This is a genomic window from Pseudomonas sp. p50(2008), assembly GCF_015351605.1.
Classification (GTDB): Bacteria; Pseudomonadota; Gammaproteobacteria; order Pseudomonadales; family Pseudomonadaceae; genus Aquipseudomonas.
The window spans coordinates 483721-507741 of the sequence record NZ_JACMYF010000004.1; the positions used below are offsets into that span (position 1 = coordinate 483721).

Annotated in this window: 27 protein-coding genes, 1 tRNA gene and 1 pseudogene; 19 read left to right on the top strand and 10 right to left on the bottom strand. The window is 56.7% G+C overall.

The window, feature by feature from the left end; genetic code table 11:
- Positions 1-245 precede the first annotated feature (245 nt).
- Complete coding sequence (locus H7698_RS13950) at positions 246-1250, bottom strand: hypothetical protein (RefSeq protein WP_194691748.1); 1005 nt, start codon at positions 1248-1250, stop codon at positions 246-248.
- Positions 1251-1621: 371 nt separating this feature from the next.
- On the opposite strand from H7698_RS13950, the gene H7698_RS13955 reads away from it, so the two are divergent.
- The 3 genes from H7698_RS13955 to H7698_RS13965 all read left to right on the top strand — a co-directional run bounded on the left by H7698_RS13955 (position 1622) and on the right by H7698_RS13965 (position 4100).
- Positions 1622-2530 (top strand): hypothetical protein, encoded by a 909-nt coding sequence (locus H7698_RS13955; RefSeq protein ID WP_194691749.1) that lies wholly within the window; start codon positions 1622-1624, stop codon positions 2528-2530.
- A 778-nt stretch (positions 2531-3308) separates the two neighbouring features.
- Positions 3309-3509 (top strand): hypothetical protein, encoded by a 201-nt coding sequence (locus H7698_RS13960; protein WP_194691750.1) that lies wholly within the window; start codon positions 3309-3311, stop codon positions 3507-3509.
- Positions 3510-3581: 72 nt separating this feature from the next.
- Entirely contained in the window at positions 3582-4100 is a 519-nt protein-coding gene (locus H7698_RS13965) for a hypothetical protein (RefSeq protein WP_194691751.1), read from the top strand.
- Between the two features lie 585 nt (positions 4101-4685).
- Here H7698_RS13965 and H7698_RS13970 read toward each other — a convergent pair.
- Positions 4686-4982 (bottom strand): hypothetical protein, encoded by a 297-nt coding sequence (locus tag H7698_RS13970; RefSeq protein ID WP_194691752.1) that lies wholly within the window; start codon positions 4980-4982, stop codon positions 4686-4688.
- 28 nt (positions 4983-5010) lie between these two features.
- Between H7698_RS13970 and H7698_RS13975 the strand changes: the two genes are divergently transcribed.
- The 3 genes from H7698_RS13975 (at position 5011) to H7698_RS13985 (ending at position 8120) form a co-directional block, all read left to right on the top strand.
- Positions 5011-5628, top strand: a complete 618-nt coding sequence (locus H7698_RS13975) for a hypothetical protein (RefSeq protein ID WP_194691753.1) — start codon at positions 5011-5013, stop codon at positions 5626-5628.
- 554 nt (positions 5629-6182) lie between these two features.
- Positions 6183-7070 (top strand): hypothetical protein, encoded by an 888-nt coding sequence (locus H7698_RS13980; protein WP_235992834.1) that lies wholly within the window; start codon positions 6183-6185, stop codon positions 7068-7070.
- Positions 7071-7328: 258 nt separating this feature from the next.
- Positions 7329-8120 carry a TSUP family transporter gene (locus H7698_RS13985; protein WP_194691754.1) on the top strand — a complete coding sequence of 264 codons (792 nt, stop codon included), beginning with the start codon at positions 7329-7331 and terminating at the stop codon, positions 8118-8120.
- A gap of 10 nt (positions 8121-8130) precedes the next feature.
- Here the strand turns inward: H7698_RS13985 and H7698_RS13990 are convergent, their stop codons facing one another.
- A complete protein-coding gene (locus tag H7698_RS13990) occupies positions 8131-8574 on the bottom strand; it encodes a carboxypeptidase regulatory-like domain-containing protein (protein ID WP_194691755.1) in 444 nt (147 codons plus the stop codon).
- A 260-nt stretch (positions 8575-8834) separates the two neighbouring features.
- Here H7698_RS13990 and H7698_RS13995 point away from each other — a divergent pair, with 260 nt between their 5' ends.
- The 6 genes from H7698_RS13995 to vapC all read left to right on the top strand — a co-directional run bounded on the left by H7698_RS13995 (position 8835) and on the right by vapC (position 12648).
- The gene (locus tag H7698_RS13995) at positions 8835-9899 is read left to right on the top strand and encodes a PDDEXK nuclease domain-containing protein (RefSeq protein ID WP_194691756.1); all 1065 of its coding nucleotides are present in this window, start codon (positions 8835-8837) and stop codon (positions 9897-9899) included.
- 62 nt (positions 9900-9961) lie between these two features.
- On the top strand, positions 9962-10915 hold the full coding sequence (locus H7698_RS14000) for an alpha/beta hydrolase family protein (protein ID WP_194691757.1): 954 nt from the start codon (positions 9962-9964) through the stop codon (positions 10913-10915).
- 37 nt (positions 10916-10952) lie between these two features.
- The gene (locus H7698_RS14005; protein ID WP_162436984.1) at positions 10953-11369 is read left to right on the top strand and encodes a hypothetical protein; all 417 of its coding nucleotides are present in this window, start codon (positions 10953-10955) and stop codon (positions 11367-11369) included.
- Positions 11370-11375: 6 nt separating this feature from the next.
- Positions 11376-11840, top strand: a complete 465-nt coding sequence (locus H7698_RS14010; protein WP_194691758.1) for a hypothetical protein — start codon at positions 11376-11378, stop codon at positions 11838-11840.
- Between the two features lie 173 nt (positions 11841-12013).
- On the top strand, positions 12014-12244 hold the full coding sequence (vapB, locus tag H7698_RS14015) for a type II toxin-antitoxin system VapB family antitoxin (RefSeq protein ID WP_194691759.1): 231 nt from the start codon (positions 12014-12016) through the stop codon (positions 12242-12244).
- Positions 12244-12648 carry a type II toxin-antitoxin system tRNA(fMet)-specific endonuclease VapC gene (vapC, locus tag H7698_RS14020; RefSeq protein ID WP_194691760.1) on the top strand — a complete coding sequence of 135 codons (405 nt, stop codon included), beginning with the start codon at positions 12244-12246 and terminating at the stop codon, positions 12646-12648. Before vapB ends, vapC begins: the two co-directional genes overlap by 1 nt.
- A gap of 79 nt (positions 12649-12727) precedes the next feature.
- On the opposite strand, the gene gabP is transcribed toward vapC, so the two are convergent.
- Complete coding sequence (gene gabP / locus H7698_RS14025) at positions 12728-14119, bottom strand: GABA permease (protein ID WP_194691761.1); 1392 nt, start codon at positions 14117-14119, stop codon at positions 12728-12730.
- 564 nt (positions 14120-14683) lie between these two features.
- Between gabP and H7698_RS14030 the strand changes: the two genes are divergently transcribed.
- The 7 genes and pseudogenes from H7698_RS14030 (at position 14684) to H7698_RS14060 (ending at position 20205) form a co-directional block, all read left to right on the top strand.
- The gene (locus H7698_RS14030) at positions 14684-15457 is read left to right on the top strand and encodes an ABC transporter ATP-binding protein (protein WP_162436987.1); all 774 of its coding nucleotides are present in this window, start codon (positions 14684-14686) and stop codon (positions 15455-15457) included.
- A gap of 13 nt (positions 15458-15470) precedes the next feature.
- Positions 15471-16217, top strand: a complete 747-nt coding sequence (locus H7698_RS14035; protein WP_194691762.1) for an ABC transporter substrate-binding protein — start codon at positions 15471-15473, stop codon at positions 16215-16217.
- Positions 16218-16295: 78 nt separating this feature from the next.
- A complete protein-coding gene (locus tag H7698_RS14040; RefSeq protein WP_162436989.1) occupies positions 16296-16991 on the top strand; it encodes an ABC transporter permease in 696 nt (231 codons plus the stop codon).
- The gene (locus H7698_RS14045; protein WP_194691763.1) at positions 16988-17677 is read left to right on the top strand and encodes an ABC transporter permease; all 690 of its coding nucleotides are present in this window, start codon (positions 16988-16990) and stop codon (positions 17675-17677) included. Before H7698_RS14040 ends, H7698_RS14045 begins: the two co-directional genes overlap by 4 nt.
- The gene (locus H7698_RS14050) at positions 17658-18887 is read left to right on the top strand and encodes a methyltransferase (RefSeq protein WP_194691764.1); all 1230 of its coding nucleotides are present in this window, start codon (positions 17658-17660) and stop codon (positions 18885-18887) included. The genes H7698_RS14045 and H7698_RS14050 overlap by 20 nt, the downstream gene beginning before the upstream one ends.
- A gap of 341 nt (positions 18888-19228) precedes the next feature.
- A pseudogene (locus H7698_RS14055) lies at positions 19229-20052 on the top strand (FkbM family methyltransferase).
- A gap of 77 nt (positions 20053-20129) precedes the next feature.
- Positions 20130-20205 (top strand) — tRNA-Thr (locus H7698_RS14060).
- A gap of 268 nt (positions 20206-20473) precedes the next feature.
- Here the strand turns inward: H7698_RS14060 and H7698_RS14065 are convergent.
- From H7698_RS14065 to H7698_RS14090, 6 genes are all read right to left on the bottom strand, one after another.
- Positions 20474-21046 (bottom strand): recombinase family protein, encoded by a 573-nt coding sequence (locus H7698_RS14065; RefSeq protein ID WP_194691765.1) that lies wholly within the window; start codon positions 21044-21046, stop codon positions 20474-20476.
- A gap of 369 nt (positions 21047-21415) precedes the next feature.
- A complete protein-coding gene (locus H7698_RS31355) occupies positions 21416-21787 on the bottom strand; it encodes a hypothetical protein (protein WP_235992837.1) in 372 nt (123 codons plus the stop codon).
- Complete coding sequence (locus H7698_RS14075) at positions 21784-22044, bottom strand: hypothetical protein (RefSeq protein WP_150757542.1); 261 nt, start codon at positions 22042-22044, stop codon at positions 21784-21786. The genes H7698_RS31355 and H7698_RS14075 overlap by 4 nt, the downstream gene beginning before the upstream one ends.
- Positions 22045-22084: 40 nt before the next feature.
- Positions 22085-22597 (bottom strand): hypothetical protein, encoded by a 513-nt coding sequence (locus H7698_RS14080; RefSeq protein WP_235992839.1) that lies wholly within the window; start codon positions 22595-22597, stop codon positions 22085-22087.
- Positions 22598-22698: 101 nt separating this feature from the next.
- Positions 22699-23652: a hypothetical protein gene (locus H7698_RS14085; protein ID WP_194691767.1), complete on the bottom strand. Its 954-nt coding sequence runs from the start codon at positions 23650-23652 to the stop codon at positions 22699-22701.
- Positions 23653-23677: 25 nt separating this feature from the next.
- Positions 23678-23935 (bottom strand): hypothetical protein, encoded by a 258-nt coding sequence (locus H7698_RS14090; protein ID WP_235992841.1) that lies wholly within the window; start codon positions 23933-23935, stop codon positions 23678-23680.
- Positions 23936-24021 lie beyond the last annotated feature (86 nt).

Genomic DNA, 24021 nt, shown 5'->3' on the forward strand with positions numbered 1-24021 from the left:
CACCTGGTCAATGCGCTAAGCCCTCCCCCAGAAAGATTTAACGCAACTCTTCACGAGTGTCTTCACGCACCTGGAGTGCGCGAATATTCGTGGGAGCGAGCTGTGTGCCGATGGTACGCAATCAGGTACGCACGATCGGTACGCGCCCGCCGATGCGTACCAGCAGCAAGCTCGCATCCGAGGTTCGCACCAATGGTTCGCAACCATCGACGCGCGAACCTAGCACCGTCGTATTGGCTGGCTGTTTAAAGACGTGCCCGCATCCGGCTTGTAACCTTCTTCAGATCGAAACTCCTCAATCGACACTCTTCGAGAAACTCCGCGAACTGATCCAAGTACAACATCGCTGTTGCTTCTGACGGTTTGGGGCCACCAATCAAAGCGATCGAGGTCATCTGGCTCATGACTTTACAGCCGTACTGTATGAACTCAGCCTCCGTCAGTCCCTCAAGGTACCGATTTTGCCGGTATCGATGCTCAATATGCTCTTGCCTAGTTTGCGGTGGAGGTGCCGGGGGCTGGTCAGGCTCGAACTTTAGGGTCTGGACATTTTGTGCGGTGGTGTAGCGGTGCCCCTGCGACTGCGCCCACGACTCAATAAACTCGTGTATTTCGTTTTCTACTAGATGGTGGCGATGGGGGTTGCACTCATTGTAAATAATGAACGCAGGAACCATTCGGTCTTGCCGGTCCTTGACGCGATAAGTCGTCTGGATGAGCACAACGAAATCAATTTGTGAAAATCGGTCTGATCGTTTCTCGCTGCCCCCTTCGAGCCAGAAGTTAAAGCGATCCACTAGCTGAGCGACCGGGATGCTTTCAATGGCCTCGTTCAGCACGAGTAAGATGCCTGGCGTCTCTGGGTCGAGGCCAAGGTGCTTCTTAGTCGATTCGATCTGATCTCGTGCTTGGCGGCAAACGCCTTCAACCACCGTTGTGGCCTTTGCGAAAATCCTATTTATGGTCGCCTGGCCGTCTGGCATCGCCTTGATAGCCGCGTCCAGATCGTAGTCGCCAAAGATAAGCGGAAAGTCATCTGAATCCATCGCCGGCTTAGCTTGGCTGAAGATCTTTTCTTTTGGATCAATCTTGAGTGTCTTCAGCTCAGTTACAGCTCGACCGTGAAAGAACAGGTAATCAGCCATTTTCACGTTCGTTGGCTGGTCGACATGGCCATCCAATGGTCGCACATGATCCTGCGTTTCCAGGAAACTGATCATGCGAGATTCTATGTCCATCGTCTTATCCATGCTTCTTCCTTGTTCAATGTTGCCAGACTCTAGTTCATACGAGAGAGGTTGGTACGCATCCATGATGTGCCCAGGACGCATTTTCGGTTCGCAATACCGCTTTGCTGGCGCCATCTTGGGCGACCTACATGTTGAGAAATATTGAGATTGCCAATCGCTGGTTTCCACTGTGGTTTCCAGGGTTTTGCAGTGGTTTCCACTGGCAACCTGGGTAATACCGGAACAAACCAGGAGTCGCGGAGGACGGGCTTGCCAGCTCATTTGCGGAACACCCCATGCAATCGCATTATTGTCAGGTTCTGACTCTGCGGAATCCCGCTAAAAGAATGCCGGCTTAACGCGCACGCCCCAAAACAAGAAGGGTTCCAAGGATGAAATTGATAACGGACTTCAAAAGCGATTGGCACGAATTACTGAAAAGCGTAATGACGTATAAATGGGATATGGACACGTCTGGTTTGGATAAGGACATACCGGTTCACTACTTCAATGCTCAGCAGAGACGCATACCGGCTCGACCGAGGCAGATATCCATAGCTGACATTTTCGCATGCCCTCCTGAGCATCAAGCCGGGTGGAACTCTTTACAGCAGAAAATCACTCAAGGTCAGGACCTGTCGCCTCATTTGAGCAAGTTCATTGATGATGTCGGTAAAACGGACCTGATGCTAAGCGATTGGGGGGTGTACCACTTACATCTCGGCACGAAGTTGAAGGGCCGGTACACAAACCGAACAGGACCACTCCTATTCGCTCGAGTAACCGGAGACAGTTTTTACGCGATCAGCGTTTACACCCATGATGATTGGACGGACGCTGAGATTGTGGAGGCAATACACAGGAATTGGCCTGAGTCGATTGCATGTTGGGCTCTCCAAGGAATGCAACCGGTAGAAAAATTGACATCAGAGCAGCGCAAAGCACTGCGCGAAAAACGCTACAACTCATTCGTTCAAGTTAAAGATGGCACGACATATGCCCCTGTTGGCGGGGGGTACATGTTCTCTGGGCACAGTATTTTCGCGATCACTGAAATGGACAAAGAACATGATTTTCTCGAATGCCTGGAGCGCCTGATTCCTGATCTGATGCCAAAACTGCTTCCCGAACTTGAGAAACGCGGCTATTCAGATGCCTCTGATATCAGAGTCAGTCTGGTGCTCACCGATCTCGCTTACTTCGCTCACTTCACTGAATACGGCATCGCCACCGAGCTCCAGAAGCGACACCCTGGGCCATGGAGAGATGTTGTTTCGAAAAATGCACAAGACTTGAGGTAAATGATCAGAGGGAACGGTCCACACTACTCTGCCTCTTTGACCACACTTTGACGGAATGTGAGACAGGCATGAGACGAAACCGGCGCCGGGTGGGCGTCAGAGGATTATCCCGTGCGGGGGCCGTCAAAGAAGCCGACTTTACCGTCTCATACCCCTGACAAACCCCAGACGAATTCTGGACAGGCTCTGGACGGATTGTGACCCTCCCCGGTAGATCGAGCACCCGGAAAGCAGCGACCCACCTGGCGTGCAGGCGGCTGGGCCGGATCAGAGCAGCGCACCCCCGTCCAAAATGGCTAGAACCTTGACCAGCCTTGACGGAATTTTTGACAGGTTAAGACGGATTCCCACGACGACACTACCGACCGGCGCGCTGTAAGCCAGGCGGAATAAGGCTTTGGGAGCATTCGAGTAGCTTGGCCAGCAGCACCCACGTCAAAAATCCTGGAGGGCGTCGTCAAGGTAAATGCTTGATCAATCGACAGCACCAGGCCGGCGGAATAAGGTGGTGAAATACCGGGGCATGCAATACTTAGCGCGCCAAGAAATACTAGACAGGCACTAGACGGATTTCCGTCGACAGATACCGTCAGAATCGTCCGAAGCCCAAGCACCGCGCCGCCTCCAGGGTGATAGCTGCGCGCTGGCGCTTGATACTCATCAAGTATTAACTGGGGCGCCTGACGACCTGACAGCAGGCCGGAACAGGTAACATCTGCCGGTCATAGCTGGCGCTACCAAACAGCACCAGCTTCAGCCGCACACCAAGGACTGAGCCGTGTCCGCGATCAACTGTGACTACCTGCCCGCCAACAAGGTGGTGTTTCCGCCGGAGCTGGCGCTGCTGATTATCAGGAAGGCCAGCGCAATGGCAGCGGCATTCGAGGAGCAAGCGCTCGACCAGCTGACCAAGGACGCCCGGCGCGCTCTCGCTCGAGGTTCTGATCCGCGGCGAGTCATCAGGGAAATGCGTTTGTAGGTACTAGGTATATTTCTGGCATCTGTCAGGTAGGCCTCTACACCGCCATCAAGACAAGGCACTAAAACTCAAATGAAAGCAGTTGCTCGTGACAACAGCAAAGCCATGGCATCACAACTGTCCCTCAACGATACGCTCACCAAATGCTACGACGTAATGATGTACGCATCTAAAAACGGGGTCTTCAACTCGACCGCCGTCCGGGGAATCTATACGCACATTATCGGGCCTGGGCTGAAACGCCGGATTTGTATGTTCACTGGCAAGGTCTCGCGTGCCGCGCTGGCCAACCTGGAAGGCGAGCTTGTGTTAGAGCATTTTCACAGGCTTCAGCACGAACTGACCAAATTAGTCGCGCGCCACATGATGAAAGGGGAAAACTGTCAGGAGTTCATCGACGCGATATACCTCATGGAGAAGGTTCACATCGTGACTAAGCGAGAAAACTACGACGCGATGAAAGCCAAGGGTTGCTATACAACCGCCAACATAGAACTGCTCGATTGGAGTGAGCTATCGCCCGAGGCAAAAGGTTTTCTGCGGAAACGAATGCTGAGCAGCCGAGTGGCCAATATTGCTGAGTTCATCTAAGCGGCCGCTTAACCATAGGTGACTCCCATAGCTGATCGCTTTCTGACCAACTCTGATCATCGCGGCACCTGCCCTACCAAAATGGGAGGTCAGGCCAATGGTGCGTGTCCCCGAGTTGCCACTCCGGATGCTCAGCTACAATTTCTCTGTAATCGAAAAAATGCTAAACCACTCAAGGTCCAGTCAGCATTCACATTGCCCGACTGTTCTCAGACGTCCACGTTAGGGAAAACTGATGGCAAACCATCCATATGCAGAATTCTATGTTCCGGTTTTACTGCTTATCGCGACACCGCTTGCCGCGTTTGGCCTACCGGCTTTGGTTACTTGGATCTCCCCGACTCTCGCGTTGATATTGGCGGCAATAATCTTTGTTGTTTCAGGTGTGCTCGCATACCGGGTGATCAAAACCAAAGCTGTACAAGGGCGCGGGGGTCAGGGAGGAACTGCGACAAGCATTGGTGATGACAACGAAGCATTAGGCGGGGACGGAGGTGCTGCGAATGGGGGTACTGGTGGCGCCGGGGGAAATGCAACCGTCCGAGGGACAAGATCGGTTGCAAAGGGTGGCCATGGCGGCGCGGGCTAGATCATTGCAGTTGGCTTGCTCGGATCATCCGTTGGCTTAGCAAAATGTTCGAGAAGCACTCGAGCGAGTTCCGCGGCAACGCTTGGCGAAAGAGTCACAGCATGAGTGAAAACCGGAGAGCGCTCACCTTCACCGGTGTAAGGACCACTATTCCCAAAGCCGATTCGAACTTGCTCATTCGTTTCTCCCGAAAACATGAATGTCGAAGCTGCAAATTCTTGTATCCCCGGACGGAATAATGCCTCCCATTGAGCCAGCGACAGTCCTTGTACGATTTTCAATTTATCAGTCATATTGCCCTCAGAATGTCGAGCCGAAGCTATGAAAAAAATAACGCAAGGAACCGGTGGAACCGGCGGCCAAGCTGAAGTCGAAGGTGATGATAGCACCGCCCTCGGAGGCCACGGCGGCGAAGCGGTCATCGGAGATGGCGGCCCGGGAGGTAAGGCTCGCGTAAAGGGTGACAGGAGCACGGGAGTGGGTGGCAAAGGTGGACGCGGAGGCGTGGGGCCAGGTCAGCCCGGTGGCGATGTCCTAATCGAGCAGGACGATGTATTCATGGCAGGCGGGCAAGGTGGCGAATCAAGCCAAATTGATGGCAGAGGTGGACGTGGTGGCCAATCCTACGGGGCTCATCTTTTTGGTTTCACTACTCGCGCGCACATAAAACCACCCTATGGGCATCCTCAAAATGAGCCTGGACGTGGTGGAGATGCTCCAGATACTCCGCAATACATGGCACGCAAGCTACTAGTCATGGGACTAAAGGAAAGATATTTCATCGAAAAATCGATCACACCATGCGATCTAGAGGCGGTCTGGTACGACCGGACAATTGTCGATCTCAACTGGTTAAATGAAACACTGCGCATCCGCGGGTACCGCTGGCAAGTTTCAACTGTCGATGATGAGTACGAGTTTTCAGATATCGCTAACTGAGCAGCCATAGAAGAATCCCTTGAATAACCACTCCCCTGATCCGGGGTGGTGGTAAGAGCGCCTCAGCGTGGCGGGATTGATCCAGGGCGTCGTTGTGACCGCACCATTGCACCTTCGATGATTGCGGCAATGTGGGTTTACCGTTCGTCGGGGATTGGCAGAGTAAATCAGCCCCATTTCGGCCACCGCAGGCGTCCTCAATTCGGAGCAGCATTTCAAAAAGAGAGTAGATTTGTGAGTAGATTCACGCAATATAACTGCTAAAGCCCTTTAAATTCGAGCTCTACAGCCAACTGTTCGATTCCGTCTCTGGCACCAAATACCGAAAACCCTGAATCGCAAGATTCAGGGTTTTTTTATGCCTGGGATTTGGCAAGACGCTGTTTCAGCCTCCATCGAGGCGTTAAACCAGACATAGCCTCCGTCACGGATCTGTAGGAGCGCTCCGTCTGCTTTACCGGAAAGGGACGACATACACTGATTTGCGGATTGGGCAGAATCGGGAAAGGAGCTTCCGCATAACCGGGAGCAGATACACGACAGGGATGTAAACAATGACTGACGCCATCAGTCCAGACGTCGAAGCCGCTGGATTTTTTACCGAACAAGAAATCAGAACGTTCAATTTTGATAGGCAGCAATCAACAGCGCTTCACAGCTGCGCCGAGGAACTGGCCGCCCTCGGCGGGCCGCAGGCTCAAGGAGCCCGATTCAAAGCGGCACTGGCGGCCACTGAATTAAAGCGTTCGTTTTCCAAGGATCAATGCGAACTGCTGGACGCCTACTCCGATGGACTGGTGTGCGTTCTGATCTTTGAAGGTCTGCAAAAAATCACTTCTGTCAGCCCTCCAAATGAACTGCCGGACCTGACATGCCTGAAGAATAATCACGACGTCCTTTGCATGGCTGCCCGTAAACAGATCTTGTTGAAACTGGTCGATAACAGCGCCTTCGCCTACGACATGGACAATGAAGGACAGCTGGTTCGATTGGTGGCCAACTTCAAGGGCGGCGGAATCGTAAAAATCAGCGCCGAGCCAGACGTCAAAGAGCTGAGTTCGCGTTCCGGCCTCGCCCTGGGCCCTCATACCGAGGCACCTTACTGGTGCGCCGTGAATGCAAAAGACGGACATTCGCCCTCCCCGTCCTCACTCATACTCTCAGCCTTGTGGAATCCTGCCGAGGAACCTACGCGGGTCATTCCACTGACTTCCATACTCGAAAAAATCGGCTTCACCCACTGCCTTGCACTGACCTCCGGCAACTTCCATTTCACTCGTAGCGACTCCTTTGTCAGTGGCAAAGGGGAGGACGGTCACAACGTTTCGATTTTGGAGTTCGACGACAAGGCTGGCTTCGCAGCGCGCTTTAACGCCTACCGCTTTTCGGTCAATGACACCGCCTCGCCTTTTGTAAAAGCGGCTTACAGCGCCCTCTGCTAAGGCGTGAGCGAAGCAGCTCCCTGCGAATACACACTGGCCCAGGAATCCGCCATGGTCATCAATAACACCCGGACCCTGCACTGCCGCGATGTCATCAGAGACAACCGACGAGTCCTGGTACGCCTCTTCGGTCTTTCAAAATTTTCTTCCCCAATCGTTCTGTCAGAGGACCCGTTGCTCTTGCAGGGCTGATTTATTCATCCGCTTGAACGACCCGTCGCGTGAGCACTGGGCCAATAACTACATAGAGGGAATCGAATGTCTTGGGATGTCATTGGCATATTGGCGCTCGTCGCATTTTGCGCAGGTTTTTTCGACGCGATAGCAGGTGGCGGCGGCCTGATTACGTTGCCCGCATTGGTTCTGGCCGGTCTGGACCCGATCAGCGCGATCGCAACGAACAAATTTCAGGCCGCCTCGGCAACTGTTTCAGCAACTGCAACCTTTGCTCGTAAAGGAATGATCGAATGGCGCGAAGGCCGTTATCTGGTTATTTGCGGATTTTTGGGCGGTGCTGGCGGTGCGCTGCTGGTCAGTTACATTGATAAGCACTATCTGGAAGTGTGCGTGCCGATCATGCTGATTCTGGTGGCCATGTATTTTGCGTTCTCTCCCAAGCTGGCCAATCAGGATCGACGCAAGAGAATAGGCATTCTGCTGTTTTCGTTTACCGTCGCGCCGATCCTGGGTTTTTACGACGGTATATTCGGCCCCGGGGTCGGCTCGTTCTTCATCGTCGGATTTGTCCTGCTCTGCGGCTTGGGCATGATGCGAGCCATGAGCTTTACCAAACTCGCCAACGCCTCGTGCAATCTGGGCTCTCTGTCTGTTTTCATCACCAAAGGCGTGATTGTCTGGCCGATTGCTATAGCCATGGCGTTGGCGGCGTTCATCGGTGCTCAGCTGGGTGCACGAGCGGCCGTACATGTTGGGCCACGATTGATTAAACCCATGCTGATCGTGGTCTGTTGCGCCTTGGCCATTAAGCTGTTGAGCATGGAAACCAACCCTCTGCGCATTGCAATCATCGATTCCCTGGCGTCGTTATGATTGCCGCTCCCTACTCACCGCCATTCCAGTGAAAAACCAGATTGCGTGCAGCACCGCTGCCAACATCTGTGGTGTCACGCCGCTCTTCACCATTTCTCGTCGCGGCCACCGTGTACTTGCCAGGTGGCAGCTGGACATAAACCAGCGGACCGGCCTGCGTCAGGGTCAACACGGTTTGCGCCTGAGCGTTATGAATAACCACATCAACGTCCGGGACGTACTTGTTCTCCACGCCGATAGAAAATGTCATGTGCAGGTTGTAGCCAGTGGCTTGCTGGATCGCCTTAGCCTCGTCCTCGCCAATACCGCCAGACAGATAGGCAACGCCATTCTGGTCCTGCCGCTGAACTTGCACACCTGAGCTGTCGACAGGTTCCAGACTGGCAGCCTGCAGCGCCACCGGGAACATCGATAGGCAGACGAGCACAAGAATCAATGAGTATCCGTGTTTCATGATGGCAACTCCCGAGCTCCGTAGAGCTCAATCATTACCCTTGTTAGATTTGTCGCTAAACGTTCAGGTTCCAGATTGATTAGTGCTTGGGCTCACTGCGAATTGGACTACAAGTCGAATTCCGAAACTGTGCCAAGTCGTCGGATCGATCCTGCAACCCCCTCAGTCCCTTCGTTCACATTTACCAGCCGCGCCCGGCATCGATCTCTGCTCCTGCCCTGCGATTCTTTTACGCCCGCTCATCAGCCTCGGAAGAATCCATGAAAGCGCCCCGTCAGGACATGATTCAAGACCCAAATGTAACCTCCCTCCTGAGCAATCTCGGCGAAGTGATTCGGGAGGCACGCCAGAAGGTCCTGCGAACGGTTGACACGGTTCAGGTACAGACCTGCTGGCAGATCGGGCGGCATATTGTCGAGTTCGAGCAAGGCGGCGCTCAACGAGCCGCCTATGGCAAACATCTACTGGCATCGCTTGCAAAGGTGCTGACGGCAGAGTTCGGGAAAGGATTCGATGAGCGTAATCTGAGATACATGCGGGACTTCTATCAGACCTTTCCAATTTGGAACGCAGTGCGTTCCGAATTGAGCTGGACGCACTACCGCAGACTCCTGAGGGTCGACAGTGAACCCGCCCGACACTGGTACATGAAAGAGTCCGCCGTACAAAACTGGTCATCGCGAGCATTGGAACGCCAGATCAATACGCTCTACTACGAACGCTTGTTGGCGAGCAGGGATCGCCCTGCCGTCATGCAGGAAGCCGCCTCGAACATCCAGCAGTTGAACGCCAGCCCTCGAGACTTCATCAGGGATCCAGTTGTATTGGAGCTCCTCGGCCTGCCTGATGCAGGCCTGGTGATGGAAAGCGAGCTCGAGCAAGCGTTGATCAACCAACTGCAATCGTTTCTGCTGGAGCTCGGAAAAGGCTTTGCCTTCATCGCTCGCCAACAACGTATCAGCACCGACAGCAAAGATTTCTATATCGATCTGGTGTTCTACAACTACTTGCTTAAATGCTTTGTCATCTTTGATTTGAAACGCGGAGAACTGACACACCAGGACGTCGGGCAGATGGACATGTATGTACGCATGTACGATGACCTCAGATGCGGCCCGGAGGATGGCCCGACTGTCGGCATCATCCTTTGCGCGCAAAAAGACGAGTCTGTGGTGCGTTATTCGGTTCTGGAAGGCAACGAGCAACTGTTCGCCAGCAAATACAGACTGGTGTTGCCAAGCGAAGAAGAACTTCGAGCCGAACTGGACCGCGAGCGCGCGTTGCTTGAGGAGCGGTTGCTTCATATTCAACCACCGAATAGCTGACGGATTGTCCATCCGCTGCGCGAAGACTATCGTTGGTTGCTTCTCGCCAAGGTCCGATACCGATGAATCTGCAGCAGGACATGCCCCCGGCCTCCACCCAAATCGAGCGGCCCCCGACGGCGGCCCAGCCGTTCAAGGAGGCCGCCGCAGACGGCTATATCCTCGGCGGATTCATCTGGCGGCATGCTATTCCTGACGCGATGCGCCCTGTCGTCATCATCAATGCCGCCACTTCCGTCCGCTGCCGCCATTACTCGCGCTTCGCCGACTACCTCTGCGCCCATGGCTTCGACGTCATGACCTTCGATTACCGCGGCATCGGTGAATCACGACCCGAGTCACTGAAAGGACTGAAGGCCTCATGGTCCGACTGGGGCGCCCTGGACTTTGAGGCGATGCTCAAGCGCGCTCAGCGCGAATTCCCCGGCCAGCCCATCGACGTCGTCGCCCACAGCTTTGGAGGCTGTGCAGCGGGCCTGGGAGCGTCTGGCCATCTCATTCGACGCATGGTGACCGTCGGCGCGCAATTCGCCTACTGGCGCGACTACGCGCCCGCTCATCGCTGGCGAATGTTCGGCAAGTGGCATCTGGTCATGCCGTTAGTGACAATGCTGTGCGGTTATTTCCCCGGAAAACGGCTTGGCTGGCTGGAAGACACGCCGGCCGGCGTCGTCCGCGACTGGAGCACGCCCACTGCTCGTTACGAGAAGCGCCCCAGCGGTCAGGACAGCCACGTAAGGGCCTTTGGCCGCGTCACTGCAAAAACACTGGCCATCAGCATCACCGACGATCCCTATGGCACGATCCCGGCTATCGAACGACTGCTGGGCTACTTCACCCAAAGCACAAACACCCACCTGCGAATCGCCCCCGAAGACATCGGCCAGACAGAAGTCGGACATTTCGCCTTTTTTCGCAGCGCATACCAAGCCACACTATGGCCCATTGCATTGTCCTGGCTGCAAATCGGCGAACTGGCCGCTGACACTCCGGGACGGCTAGTGCCCCGCCACTGACCAATGCGCCCCTTCAACGAAATACGGAACGACGCCCATGGCCTCCGCCAACAAGCAGCAAAAACGCGCCACCCGCGCCAAAGCCAAGGCCAAGCAGAACCGCACCCAACGGGCGGTCGCGCCGGTCGAACTGGATCCGAATGACGATAGAATCGACTTCGAATCGGTAGACCTGACCGAACTGTTCAAAGAAATGATCGACGCCCAGAAGATCAGCCAGCAAGCCATGTGCACCGTGTTCCTGGAACACCCGTTGCTCGCGCTGGTGCTGGAGCAGGAAGGCGAAGAAACCGCGACAGACTTCATCATCGCCGCGCTGATCGAGTATCGCCAATGGTCCACCGAAGTGGACGAAGCCGGTGCCTTGGCGTGGATCGAATCCCCGGATTTCCAGATTGACTACGTGGCGGCATCCGAAGCCATCGCGGCCCAAAACCCACAGACACCGAACTGAGTTCCCATGGCCTCCCTGAACAAGCAACAAAAACGCGCCAAGCGCGCCAAGATCAAAGCCAAGCAAATCAATATCCACGGACGAAAACCCGCCGCGCTGGACGACGACCTGGACAATGACCTGGACGAACCGGGCGAGCCGATCCCGGAATACACCCTGGCCATGTTCAGCAAAATGCGCGACGCAGAAGCCGTCAGCCGCAACGATATGCTGCTGGCCCTGCTGACCGACCTCGCCGGCATCATCACCGACCATCCCGACCTGCTCGACATGGAAAACGCCGACAACGAAGCCATGGCTGCCACCCACCTGGCCGCCGACATGCTGATCGACTATCGCATGTGGGCTGACGGCATGGACCACGATGCCGCCCAGGCCTGGCTGACGGACCCGCAGTTCATCACAGACTTCGGCACAGCACTGGACAGCTATCGCAAGTCGCTGGATGCAGAGGAAGAAAAGGGCGAGTAATTCACCCTTTTCAAAAATCAAAAACGGCCGCTCGTCATCACTGACAGCGGCCGTTTTTGTGAGAGGCAATTAAACCAGTTACCTCCTGTCAGCGGTGACGTATATCCCGTTGACATATCCCAATAGAAAACTATTCTTGGGCTCTATATACCCGCAGATCCAAGGAGGCCGGAATGGAACAAACAACGCTCTTCATGAGCAATCGAAGCCAGGCTGTTCGTCTTCCCAAAGCCGTTGCGATGCCCAGCGACGTAAAACGAGTCAACGTAGTCGCCATCGGCCGGGCTCGAATCATTACCCCTGCCGACGAGACCTGGGACAGCTGGTTCGACGGAGATAACACCAGTGCAGACTTTATGACTGATCGCGACGAACCCACCGACCAGGAGCGCGAGTCGTTCTGATGATCAAATACATGCTTGATACCAACATTTGCATCTTCACCATCAAGAACAAGCCCCAGATCGTTAGAGAAGCCTTCAATCGCCATAATGGGCAGCTGTGTATCAGTGCGGTCACGCTGATGGAATTGATCTACGGTGCCGAAAAATCAGCAGCTCCCGAAAAAAACCTCGCGGTAGTTGAGGGTTTGGCCGCTCGCCTTGAGATTTTGCCTTTCGACAATGAGGCTGCTGCACATACTGGAATGATCCGCTCAGAGCTAGCGAAGGCTGGAACACCTATCGGGCCTTACGACCACATGATTGCCGGCCATGCGCGTTCACGCGGGTTCATTGTCGTCACTAACAATCTGCGGGAATTCGAAAGGGTGCCAGGGCTACGCGTAGAGGATTGGGTTCATCCCTGATCAGCTCTTACAACAGCCACAAACAAAAACGGCCGCTCGTCATCACTGACAGCGGCCGTTTTAGGTTACGCGGCGCGAATCAGGTCAACACCACTGCACCAAGCTTCTGCAGCTTGCGACGGCGAGACACAAACAAACCGGCCGCTACCACCAACAGGCTCAGGAAACCGGTGGCGAGAATCTCCACGCGATGCGCTTCCTGGAACAGCATGATGGTCAGGGCCACCACGATGAAGATGATCACCGCGTAAGTCAGGCCCGGAAACAGCCACATGCTGAAGGCAATTTTCTCACCGCGAGCCATACGCTGCTTGCGCATGCGCAGTTGCGAAAAGGCGATCACCAGGTAAACCAGCAGTGCGATGGCGCCGGAGCTGGCCAGCAGGAATTCGAACACGGCAGCCGGGGCCACGTAGTTGGCGAACACCGCCAGGAAAGCCGCTGCCGTGGACAGGATAACGGCCCAATACGGCGTGCCACTTTTGTTGGTGCGCTGGGAAATGGCCGGTGCATCACCACGTTTACCCAACGAGAACATCATGCGCGAGGCGGTGTACAGCGCCGAATTCAGGCAGCTGGTTACCGCAACCAGAACCACGATGTCGACGATCAGCTTGGCATTCGGGATGCCCATGCGCTCAAGCACTGTCTGGTACGAACCTACCGCTGCCAGCACCGGGTCATTCCAAGGCACCAGGGCCACGACGATGAAGATCGACACGAGATAGAACAAACCGATCCGCCAGATCACCGAATTGGTGGCCTTGGAAATCTGTTGACCTGGGTTCTTCGATTCCGCAGCCGCAATGGTCACGATCTCGGTACCCATGAAGGAGAACATCGTTGTCAGAATCGCGCCCAACACCGCGCCCATGCCATTCGGCAGGAAACCCTGGGTGTCGAACAGATGTGAAACGCCGCTGACCTGGCTATTCGGCAAAAAGCCAAAAATCGCCGCAACACCAAGCGCGATAAAACCGATGATCGCGATGACTTTGATCAGGGCGAACCAGAATTCGAACTCACCGTAATTTTTTACGCTGAACAGGTTAGTCACTGTCAGCAGCAGGGTGATGACCAGCGTAAACGCCCAGATCGCCACATTCGGGAACCAGGCATGCAGGATGGTCGCGGCAGCGTTCGCTTCCAGCGGAATCACCAACACCCAGAACCACCAATACAGCCAGCCGATAGTGAAACCGGCCCAGTGACCGATCGCGCGATCGGCATAGGTGGAGAAGGAGCCCGTGTCTGGCGAAGCAACAGCCATCTCACCGAGCATGCGCATCACCAGCACCACCAGGGTACCGGCGGCGGCGTAGGCCAGAAGCACGGCAGGGCCGGCGGCAGCAATGGCGTGGCCGGAACCGACGAACAGCCCGGCGCCGATAACCCCGGCGATCGACAGCATGGTCACATGACGCGGTTTGAGCCCCTGTTCGAGGCCATTGGAGCTTGGGGTACTGCTCATTGAAACTACCTTTGTAAGGAGAAGCGATTACGTCCACCCCGCCGTGGCATTCCTTTCTCGTAAAAAGAAACCAACAGGGCGTTCCGTATTCTGCACGCAATAATTGCGCCAAAATGTAACAAAGTCTTCAACCACGGGCCCTGTGGAGTGACCGGACAGTCATCGCAAGTTATTGAGATTAATGGCAATTCGCCAGAACGTTACCCACCGACTCACTTTAGAAACGAATCGGCGCACCAGAAACACACTAAAAAAATGCTGGGCGCACGATAAAAGTGCAGATCAGGAACGTTTGTCCGATCAACGCTTCCAACACCCCGCCAAAGCTGGCAACATCGCGCCCTTTTTTGGGACAGCTACCGCGTTTTTTATCGACAGGCCGTGTTCAAACGGCTGTTCGGTTGATAGCAGCGCGACAGTCTGCTGTACCGATGCGACAACCTGCCACACGACATCCGTTTACCGCCCGTAGCGCTGTTGGCTGCCATTCAGACGCTATGCTAGCTTGGCCGCCTCGCCAGGAAGGCCGCCAACAGCAGGAGCAACACACTATGAGGAACGCACATGGCTGAGGCCGCGCCCGCGCTTGAAATCCGCAACTTGCACAAACGCTACGGTTCGCTGGAGGTGCTCAAAGGTATCTCGCTGACCGCCCGCGACGGCGATGTGATCTCGATCCTCGGTTCCTCCGGTTCCGGCAAGTCCACGTTCCTGCGTTGCATCAATCTGCTGGAAAACCCGCATCAGGGACAGATCCTGGTGGCCGGCGAAGAACTCAAGCTCAAAGCCGCCAAGAACGGCGAACTGGTTGCCGCTGATGGCAAACAGATCAACCGCCTGCGCAGCGAGATTGGTTTTGTGTTTCAAAACTTTAATCTCTGGCCGCACATGAGCGTGCTCGACAACATCATCGAAGCCCCGCGCCGCGTGCTCGGCCAAAGTAAAGCCGAGGCCATCGAAGTCGCCGAAGCCCTGCTGGCCAAGGTCGGCATCGCCGAAAAGCGCCACGCCTACCCGGCAGAACTGTCCGGCGGACAGCAGCAGCGCGCGGCAATTGCCCGCACGCTGGCGATGCAACCCAAGGTGATTCTGTTCGACGAACCCACCTCCGCCCTTGACCCGGAAATGGTCCAGGAAGTACTTAATGTCATCCGCGCATTGGCCGAGGAAGGCCGCACCATGTTGCTGGTTACCCACGAAATGGGCTTCGCCCGTCAGGTGTCCAGCGAAGTGGTGTTCCTTCACCAAGGCCTGGTAGAAGAGCAAGGATCGCCACAGCAGGTGTTCGAAAACCCGCTTTCGGCGCGCTGCAAACAATTCATGTCCAGCAACCGCTAACGGAGCTACCCGCATGCAGAACTACAAAAAGGTCTTCCTGGCTGCCGCCGTCACCCTGGCGTTCAGCGCCGGTGCCATGGCCGAAACCCTGAAGATGGGCATCGAAGCGGCCTACCCGCCGTTCAACAACAAAGATGCCAGCGGCAACGTGGTCGGCTTCGACAAGGAAATCGGCGACGCCCTGTGCGCCAAGATGAAAGTCGATTGCACCGTGGTCACGTCCGATTGGGACGGCATCATCCCGGCCCTGAACGCCAAGAAGTTCGACTTCCTGATCTCCTCGATGTCGATCACCGACGAACGCAAGCAAGCCGTCGACTTCACCGACCCGTACTACTCCAACAAGCTGCAGTTCATCGCACCTAAAGACAAAGAGTTCAAAACCGACAAGGCTTCCCTGCAAGGCAAAGTGATCGGCGCACAACGTGCGACCCTCGCCGGCACCTGGATGGAAGACAACATGGAAGGCGTCGAAGTCAAACTCTACGACACTCAGGAAAACGCTTACCTGGACCTGACCTCCGGTCGTCTGGACGGCATCCTGGCTGACAAATACGTCAACTACGAATGGCTGAAAAGCGACGCCGGCCGCAGTTACGAGTTCAAAGGCGACCCGGTGGAAGAAAGCGACAAGATCGGAATCGCAGTGCGTAAAAACGATCCGATTCGCGAGAGACTGAACGTCGCACTAAAAGAAATCGTGGCTGACGGCACCTACAAGAAGATCAACGACAAGTACTTCCCGTTCAGCATCTATTGATCCTGACCTGCCGGACCGACGCCGCCCTCTGACGGCGCCGGTCCCCGGCCTTGCCTGCCGCGATTTGAAAAGAAATCCATGATTATCGACCTCTACGGATTCGGCCCGGCGCTCGCCGCTGGCGCGCTGATGACTGTGAAACTGGCACTCTCGGCCCTGTGCCTGGGGCTGGTACTCGGTCTGCTCGGCGCCTTGGCCAAGACTTCCCCGTACAAGCCGTTGCAATGGCTTGGCGGTACTTATTCGACCCTGGTGCGCGGCATCCCGGAATTGCTCTGGGTGCTGTTGATCTACTTCGGTACGGTCAACCTGATGCGCGCTCTGGGCGAGTTCTTCGGCAATCCCGACCTTGAACTCAACGCATTCGCCGCCGGTGTGATTGCCCTTGGGCTGTGCTTCGGCGCTTACGCCACGGAAGTATTTCGCGGCGCGATCCTCGCAATCCCCAAAGGTCACCGCGAAGCTGGCGTAGCCCTGGGCCTGTCAAAATGGCGCATCTTCACCAAGCTGATCATGCCGCAGATGTGGCGCATCGCCCTGCCGGGCCTTGGCAACCTGTTCATGATCCTGATGAAAGACACCGCACTGGTCTCCGTCATCGGCCTGGAAGAAATCATGCGTCACGCGCAAATCGGCGTGACCGTGTCCAAGCAACCCTTCACCTTCTATATGGTGGCTGCGTTCATGTATCTGGGCCTGACGATTCTCGCCATGACCGGCATGCACTTTATGGAACGACGCGCCAGTCGCGGCTTCGCAAGGAGCACCCAATGAACTGGGAAGTCATCATCAAGTGGCTGCCGAAGCTGGCCCAAGGCGCCACCCTGACCCTGGAACTGGTCGCCATTGCCGTCATTGCCGGTTTGTTGCTGGCGATTCCGCTGGGCATCGCGCGCTCGTCGCGCCACTGGTACGTGCGCGCATTTCCCTACGCCTACATCTTCTTTTTCCGCGGCACGCCGTTGCTGGTTCAACTGTTCCTGGTCTACTACGGGCTGGCGCAGTTCGATGCCGTACGCAACAGCTCGATGTGGCCGTACCTGCGCGATCCATTCTGGTGCGCCACCGCCACCATGACCCTGCACACGGCGGCGTACATCGCCGAGATCCTGCGCGGCTCGATCCAGGCGATTCCAAAGGGTGAGATCGAAGCCGCCCGGGCGCTGGGCATGTCCCGCGCCAAAGCGATGTTCTACATCATCCTGCCCCGTGCGGCGCGTATCGGCCTGCCGGCCTACAGCAACGAAGTGATCCTGATGCTCAAGGCCAGCGCCCTGGCCAGCACCGTGACCCTGCTGGAACTGACCGGCATGGCGCGCACCATCATTGCCCGGACGTACTTGCCGGTGGAGATCTTCTTGGCCGCAGGCATGTTCTATCTGCTGATGGCTTACGTGCTGGTTCGCGGCTTCAAGCTGCTGGAGCGCTGGCTGCGCGTCGATGCCTGCCAAGGGCGCTGATCGCGAAGTGCTGACGGGCGAGGACCTACTCGCCCGCTTCACGGCGCTGGATGCTTTTCTGATCGAGCATCAAGCGCTATGGAAGCCCCGACCGTTTACCCATCTTGAGCTTCCTTGGGAAACGTCCTACCCGGAACTCGCGCATTGGCTACGCGAGCGATCCCTGGACGAAGCGGAACACGCACACAACCACCCTGCTCTTCTCGATGCCCCCGAACCGTTCGCCTCGTTAGCCGCGAAGTCACTGGAACTGAGCGCCGTGGCCGAATTGCCGGCTCGAGCATTGGCAGAGGCCGGGCATCGGCTGAACGTCGATGTACCGGGGCGTAAATGGCAGCAAATCGAGGCGTTCGCCAGTCGATTAACGTTCGCGCAAACGCCCACACATTGGCTGGACTGGTGCTCAGGCAAAGGGCATCTGGGACGACGCCTGCTGCAAGCCGGGCAACAACTCACCTGCCTGGAATACGACCCGGCACTGGTCATCAGCGGCCAGGCACTCAGCCAGCGTCATCAACTGCATGCGCTGCACGTTGAACGCGATGTACTCGACCCTGATACCGCGTCTCTACTTGATCGGTCCCACACACCCGTTGCGCTACACGCCTGCGGCGATCTGCACGTCCGACTGATCCAGCTCGCCAGCGCGATGGGCTGCAAACAATTGGCCGTTGCACCGTGCTGCTATAACCGGATCAACCTTCCGACTTACAAGGCAATGTCCTCGGCGGCCAGCCAATCCAGCCTGCGGCTCTCCCTCGACGACCTGTCACTGCCCGCCAGCGAAACCGTTACCGCTGGCGCGCGCGTGCGCCGCCAGCGCGACACATCCATGGCCCGCCGTCTGGCCTTCGACCTGCTGCAACGGCAACTGCGCGGCATTGATGAATACCTGCCCACTCCCTCGCTGCCTGCTGCATGGCTGGATAAATCCTTCCCTGAGTACTGCCATCATTTGGCCGCCTTAAAGGAGTTATCCACAATCGGCGATCAGGACTGGTCCGCTTTGGAGGCCACCGGATGGCAGCGCCTCTCTCACGTGCGCAACCTGGAGCTGTTGCGCGGACTTTTCCGACGGCCACTGGAGCTTTGGCTGGTGCTCGACCGGGCACTTTTCCTTTTCGAGCAAGGCTACTCCGTCAGGCTCGGAACCTTCTGCGAAAGCGCCCTCACACCGCGTAACTTCCTGTTGCTTGGTGAACGCTCTTAACCTGTGCAGCCTGTGGATAACTCTGTTGATGGAATATTCGTGGATCCAATATATACGGCTGTTTCGGGGTTGAAACACCACTGTACAATTTTCGTACACATGAATAAAAAACCCGTAAAACAGTCATTTGCGATCAAATGAGAACGGGTCCACAGAAACAGTAATGAGCACCGGCGCGGGACAAGCCAGTTGTGCATAAGCAATTGGTGAAAAGGACATAACCGCCGAAAACAGGACCTCATCAACAGGAAATTGCGCCTACCCGCTCCCCTTGCTATACAAGCAACCAGGCGCCGACATCGCAGCCAAAAAACAAGAAAACCAACTGGCAGGAGGCGACAGTGACGTTTATTTCCTACGCACAGAATTTCGAAGACATTCGCCTGTGGCGCGCGCTCAGAAACATAGAGAACGGCTTCTACATGACATCGGCGCCAATGACCCTGCCCATGACTCCGTGACCAAAGCCTTCTACGACAATGGCTGGACCGGCATCAATGTCGAGCCAATGCCCAATTACTACGAAGCGCTTTGCGAACAGCGCCCCAAAGACATCAACCTGCAATGCGTCGCCGGTGAAAACGCGCAAGACCTGACCTTCTACGGCATCGCCGGCACCGGCCTGTCGACCCTGGAACCGGCCATGGCGCAACTGCACAAAGACGCCGGCATGGACGTTCGAACCCACACCGTGAAATCCCGCACGCTGTCGTCCATTTGCGAAGAACACGCACATGGCCGGCCAATCCACTTTTTGAAAATAGACGTCGAAGGCCACGAAGAAACCGTCCTGCGCGGCATGGACTTCACCCAATGGCGACCGTGGATCATCCTCATCGAAACGCCCTGGGAGCGAAACCAGACCTGGGAAACCCTCGTCACCGATGCCGGCTACCACGCCATCCTGTTCGACGGCATCAACACCTACTACCTGGCCGACGAACACCTGAACCTCAAACCCGCTTTCGATATCCCGCCCTGCAACCTGGACAACTTCCAGTTATGCCGCGGCCACAAGTTCAGCCACCCCGTCAGCGACGCCGAACACCACCTCGCCGCCGCTCTGGCACGCGCCGAACAGGCCGAAGCGCAGCTGCACGCCATCCAAAACAGCCGCACCTGGAAAGCCCTGCATAAACTCAAGAAAGCACTGCGCCGAGCCTGACACGAAGCATGTGCAAAAATAGTCTGAATTCAGGGGTTTACAGAACCAATCCAATCGCTATAATCGTCGCCCAACACGCCGGTATAGCTCAGTTGGTAGAGCAACTGACTTGTAATCAGTAGGTCCCGGGTTCGACTCCTGGTGCCGGCACCATACAAAACAAGGGCTTGCAGCGATGCAGGCCCTTGTCGTTTCTGCCGGGGTAACATCTGGGGTAACAAACCCTCGTTTTTGCTACCCTGAGCCAATCTCTCAGCATTGCTTGGCAGTGGTGCACTGGGGTTATTTCAAACCCAACGAATCCAGATGAGCGGCAATCCTTGCCCAGCGCTTCCGTTGTTTCAGACGGTGCACAGTGGTGCCTTCATCGGGCGCGCTCACTCCTTGAAGTGAACACGCCAAAGCTCGACCCTTGGTGCCATCAGGCTGCGACGTTCCAATGCCGCTTCACAGTGGCAAGGCTGATGCCCAGCGCAGTTGCTGCCTGCGACTGACTCACGCCAGCGGCCTTCTGAGCCTGCACAGCCGACGTGGTGCCGGTAGCCGCAGGTCGGCCTAGAGTCTTGCCCTCTGCCTTTGCACGCTCAAGCCCAGCGTGTGTACGCTCAATCAGCAGGTCACGTTCGAACTCAGCGACAGCAGCGAGCACCTGCATCGTCATCTTGCCCGCTGCGCTGGTCAGGTCTACACCGCCCAAGGCGAGGCAGTGCACACGGACACCCATCGCATCCAGTCGCTCTACTGTGCTGCGCACGTCCATGGCGTTGCGGCCTAGACGGTCGAGCTTAGTCACGATGAGCACGTCTGTGCTCTCCATACGCTCTAGCAGCTTCATGAACCCCGGACGCTCAGCAGCAGAAGTGCTACCCGAGATCGTCTCTTGTACGACACGCTGGGGCTGTACGTCGAACCCAGCGCTGCGCACTTCCAGCACTTGGTTAGCAGTGGTCTGGTCAGTGGTCGATACCCGGGCATACAGGAATGTGCGGCTCATGCTATGTCTCCAGTGCTGGTGTCATCTAATGTGGTGTCACGGTACAGCGGTGTCATTTACTCGTCAAGCAGGTTTTATGACACCAGCTACAGACACCGACAGGCGGTAGCACTTAACGGACGTTATATGACACTGGGTAAAACATCAGCCCATCAGCCCAGCAGTTCAGCGCACGCGTCCGCGCACGCCCGCGATCAACACCGCACGCCCGCGCAGGATCAGTACGTGCACGCGCACCTGAGCCCGCGCGTTAAGGAGCGTCCAGACCCACCCTATGGGGGCAATGGCGATGCTTTCAGTGGAGGGACCCCCTCGGGTGGATACAATATTTTTAGGTCGCAGCCCGGAGCCGAAAAAGGGAAGCAGCCGTTAGGCCACTTCCATCTGCTGCTGTACGTGCTGCTCCAGCAACTGGATCTGCTGCTCTCGCTCGTAGTGTTCCAGCAGGATTTCACGGACAACGCCAGCAGGGACAGTTTCGAGCTGCATATCCCACGTCGTGAATCCGCCAAGGTCTTCGCCTTCCCAGCCGACGATCACCGACACGCAGTAATTCCGGGGCCAGATGCAGTGCCGCGCCATGCTCTTATCATGAGGCCAAGTCGGCTCACTCGGGCAGCCAGCCAGCACGCTGGGTGTACCGTTCACCAGAAGCCGCAGGCCGCTGGGCGAGGTGTCCGACAGCATGAACTCCTCATGCCAAGGCTTGATCTCCGGCATCTTGCTCCGGGCGCGGCTCATACCGACACCACAGCGGTGCGATGCTGGGCGCGGTGCAGTGCAAGCAGAACGTCCGCAGCCAGGTACTTGCTGCCCTCCAATGTGACGACGTACGTGCCGGAGTTTGTGCAGCTACCAGCCACGTCGCCAGCTTCACGGCTACGGGTGCCTGTAGTGCCGTTCCAGCGGTTCCAGCGCAGTCCGCTAGGGCTGGACAGGTCAGGGCTGAATGCGTCCTTGAATGCGGTCAGGACGGACTTTGTAATTCGTGCTTTCATTTGGTTCTCCAATGGGTGCGGCCCGCCCAGTGGGCAGGCTCTAAGGTCGATTCATTTCAGGTGCCGCAAGGGCTTGGGCGACGGTGCGAACGCACAGCGCCAGTTCGCGGTCTTGCTGGATAAGCGGTTCGATTGCAGCGCGGGACTGCTCAGGATCACCAGACAACAGGGCATCGACGGCGAGCATCAGCGGTTCGGTGTCGAGCGCCACAGACCCGGCACGCATCACGCATCCACCAGCGAGGCAGTACCGACCAACAACGACAGACCCCAAGCGGTTCAGGATCGCTTTCTGATCTAGTAGCCGTTGGGTTCTGAGGTGCCGTTGCTGCCAGTTATCCGAGGCGTTCTCATCCTTGGGCACGTACACGATCTGCCCGTTCGGCAGTGTCTTGAACACGCTAGGAACCCGAGCACCGTTGCAGGCCCGACACGTCAGGTTCCGGGTGTGCCGCTCATTCCCTCCGCACTCTGTGCAATTCCAGCCTTCATCGAGAAAGGTCTTGGCACCGGACATGACAGCGGCGTACCGGGCAGGCTTCATCGCACGCATGCTCTGTAGCCTCGCCTCATACCCCTGATACCCGAGACGCATCTTTATGAGGTCGTCGGCGGATGGGTGCTGCCCGCGCCGGAGCGCAGGCTTATGAGTGCTCACACCAAGCCCCGGAGCTTGTCAGCGAAGCCCGCGCCAATTACCGGAGCAGGACGTGCTGCGCTGGCGCAATCGCGAGCTATACGGCGACGCTCAGCAACCGCACGGTCTTGACCAGCGGAGCAGGCTTCAACCGGCACCCAAGTCTGCCCGACGTATTTACTCAATACCCAACCCAGACCGGGTTGGACTTCGACGTTGTAAGAGCAGCCAGCAGTTGCAGTGCCCGGTCCCTCGAATGCAACGGTCCCTCGGGACTGGCAGGCATCTGCCCACTCCCCGGCAATCACACGCCAATCTTGGGTTCTGCCAGCAACCAGCGCGGGGACATTCACGGCAGGGCCTGCAAGGTTCTGGGCCATGCCCGCCCGCCCGGTGTCTACTAGCTCCAACAGAAACTGGAATTCCTCACTGCTCAGATGCTGACCCGCGTCGATGGCAGCCAGCTCCCCGACAGCGGCAATCCGCAAGCGGTCCTGCCAGTTGGTGTGGATCGTTTCCGCAGCGGTGCGTTCACGGAAAGCCAGATCACTGCGCCGGTTCAACAGGAGGCTGTTCAAGGCGTGAGCGGCCAGCACCCGCAAGGCGTACTCAAGATCATCGGCGGACTTAATATGCTCACCAGCCGCGGTGCGCAAAGCCTCGCTCAAGCGTCCGCCAGTGGCACGCATGCTTGGGGAAACAGTCTCGCCAGCCGGGACGCCAGAGATGCGGGCGGTGCGTGCTGGTAGATCAGCGGCTACTGAAATGTCCTGCACCTTGCGTGCCTGAGCCAGCAGCGCTTCCAAGGCCGGAACCTCAGGGACACCGCCTAGGCGCTCGGCAGGAACTGGTGCAAGTACAGGTGACGGGACGGGGGCTGCACCGTCGAAGGTCAGCGGGGCCATTAGATCGTCATCGGACAGGTTCGCCAGTGCGGCGAGCTGTGCAGCGGTAGGATTAAAAGCGGTCATGGTCAATCTCCTTTCAGGGGTGGAATTACGGAGTGGGGGTCTCGCGGTACGCTTGGGCGAATGCGTCCGACACGTCGACAGATTCAGGATCAGTTCCTGAATTCTTCAGGTAGTACGCGGTCAAGGCGTAATCGCTTCGGGTCAGTTCTTTGCCTTCCAGAATCTTCATCAGCTCGTCTTCATAGCGGGCCTTCACAGAGGGTCGCGCTGAGCTGCGCAGGTGGCTGGTGAGGAACTCGATGCGACGGCGCTCGGTGTAGTTCAGGCTGGATTTAGCGGCCATAGGTGGGCCTCCTTATCAGGTGATTTGTTCGGGATTGGTTTGGTACAGCAGAGGTTGGCCAGTCGGCTGTAAGAGTGAGAGCCGGG

What these genes read in the sequence shown, in the direction of transcription:
- H7698_RS13950 (WP_194691748.1), bottom strand. Translation starts at nt 1,250, where the DNA reads ATGGATAAGACGATGGACATAGAATCTCGCATGATCAGTTTCCTGGAA.
- H7698_RS13955 (WP_194691749.1), top strand. Translation starts at nt 1,622, where the DNA reads ATGAAATTGATAACGGACTTCAAAAGCGATTGGCACGAATTACTGAAA.
- H7698_RS13965 (WP_194691751.1), top strand. Translation starts at nt 3,582, where the DNA reads ATGAAAGCAGTTGCTCGTGACAACAGCAAAGCCATGGCATCACAACTG.
- H7698_RS13970 (WP_194691752.1), bottom strand. Translation starts at nt 4,982, where the DNA reads ATGACTGATAAATTGAAAATCGTACAAGGACTGTCGCTGGCTCAATGG.
- H7698_RS13975 (WP_194691753.1), top strand. Translation starts at nt 5,011, where the DNA reads ATGAAAAAAATAACGCAAGGAACCGGTGGAACCGGCGGCCAAGCTGAA.
- H7698_RS13980 (WP_235992834.1), top strand. Translation starts at nt 6,183, where the DNA reads ATGACTGACGCCATCAGTCCAGACGTCGAAGCCGCTGGATTTTTTACC.
- H7698_RS13985 (WP_194691754.1), top strand. Translation starts at nt 7,329, where the DNA reads ATGTCTTGGGATGTCATTGGCATATTGGCGCTCGTCGCATTTTGCGCA.
- H7698_RS13990 (WP_194691755.1), bottom strand. Translation starts at nt 8,574, where the DNA reads ATGAAACACGGATACTCATTGATTCTTGTGCTCGTCTGCCTATCGATG.
- H7698_RS13995 (WP_194691756.1), top strand. Translation starts at nt 8,835, where the DNA reads ATGAAAGCGCCCCGTCAGGACATGATTCAAGACCCAAATGTAACCTCC.
- H7698_RS14000 (WP_194691757.1), top strand. Translation starts at nt 9,962, where the DNA reads ATGAATCTGCAGCAGGACATGCCCCCGGCCTCCACCCAAATCGAGCGG.
- H7698_RS14005 (WP_162436984.1), top strand. Translation starts at nt 10,953, where the DNA reads ATGGCCTCCGCCAACAAGCAGCAAAAACGCGCCACCCGCGCCAAAGCC.
- H7698_RS14010 (WP_194691758.1), top strand. Translation starts at nt 11,376, where the DNA reads ATGGCCTCCCTGAACAAGCAACAAAAACGCGCCAAGCGCGCCAAGATC.
- vapB (WP_194691759.1), top strand. Translation starts at nt 12,014, where the DNA reads ATGGAACAAACAACGCTCTTCATGAGCAATCGAAGCCAGGCTGTTCGT.
- vapC (WP_194691760.1), top strand. Translation starts at nt 12,244, where the DNA reads ATGATCAAATACATGCTTGATACCAACATTTGCATCTTCACCATCAAG.
- gabP (WP_194691761.1), bottom strand. Translation starts at nt 14,119, where the DNA reads ATGAGCAGTACCCCAAGCTCCAATGGCCTCGAACAGGGGCTCAAACCG.
- H7698_RS14030 (WP_162436987.1), top strand. Translation starts at nt 14,684, where the DNA reads ATGGCTGAGGCCGCGCCCGCGCTTGAAATCCGCAACTTGCACAAACGC.
- H7698_RS14035 (WP_194691762.1), top strand. Translation starts at nt 15,471, where the DNA reads ATGCAGAACTACAAAAAGGTCTTCCTGGCTGCCGCCGTCACCCTGGCG.
- H7698_RS14040 (WP_162436989.1), top strand. Translation starts at nt 16,296, where the DNA reads ATGATTATCGACCTCTACGGATTCGGCCCGGCGCTCGCCGCTGGCGCG.
- H7698_RS14045 (WP_194691763.1), top strand. Translation starts at nt 16,988, where the DNA reads ATGAACTGGGAAGTCATCATCAAGTGGCTGCCGAAGCTGGCCCAAGGC.
- H7698_RS14050 (WP_194691764.1), top strand. Translation starts at nt 17,658, where the DNA reads ATGCCTGCCAAGGGCGCTGATCGCGAAGTGCTGACGGGCGAGGACCTA.
- H7698_RS14065 (WP_194691765.1), bottom strand. Translation starts at nt 21,046, where the DNA reads ATGAGCCGCACATTCCTGTATGCCCGGGTATCGACCACTGACCAGACC.
- H7698_RS31355 (WP_235992837.1), bottom strand. Translation starts at nt 21,787, where the DNA reads ATGAGCCGCGCCCGGAGCAAGATGCCGGAGATCAAGCCTTGGCATGAG.
- H7698_RS14075 (WP_150757542.1), bottom strand. Translation starts at nt 22,044, where the DNA reads ATGAAAGCACGAATTACAAAGTCCGTCCTGACCGCATTCAAGGACGCA.
- H7698_RS14080 (WP_235992839.1), bottom strand. Translation starts at nt 22,597, where the DNA reads ATGCGTGCGATGAAGCCTGCCCGGTACGCCGCTGTCATGTCCGGTGCC.
- H7698_RS14085 (WP_194691767.1), bottom strand. Translation starts at nt 23,652, where the DNA reads ATGACCGCTTTTAATCCTACCGCTGCACAGCTCGCCGCACTGGCGAAC.
- H7698_RS14090 (WP_235992841.1), bottom strand. Translation starts at nt 23,935, where the DNA reads ATGGCCGCTAAATCCAGCCTGAACTACACCGAGCGCCGTCGCATCGAG.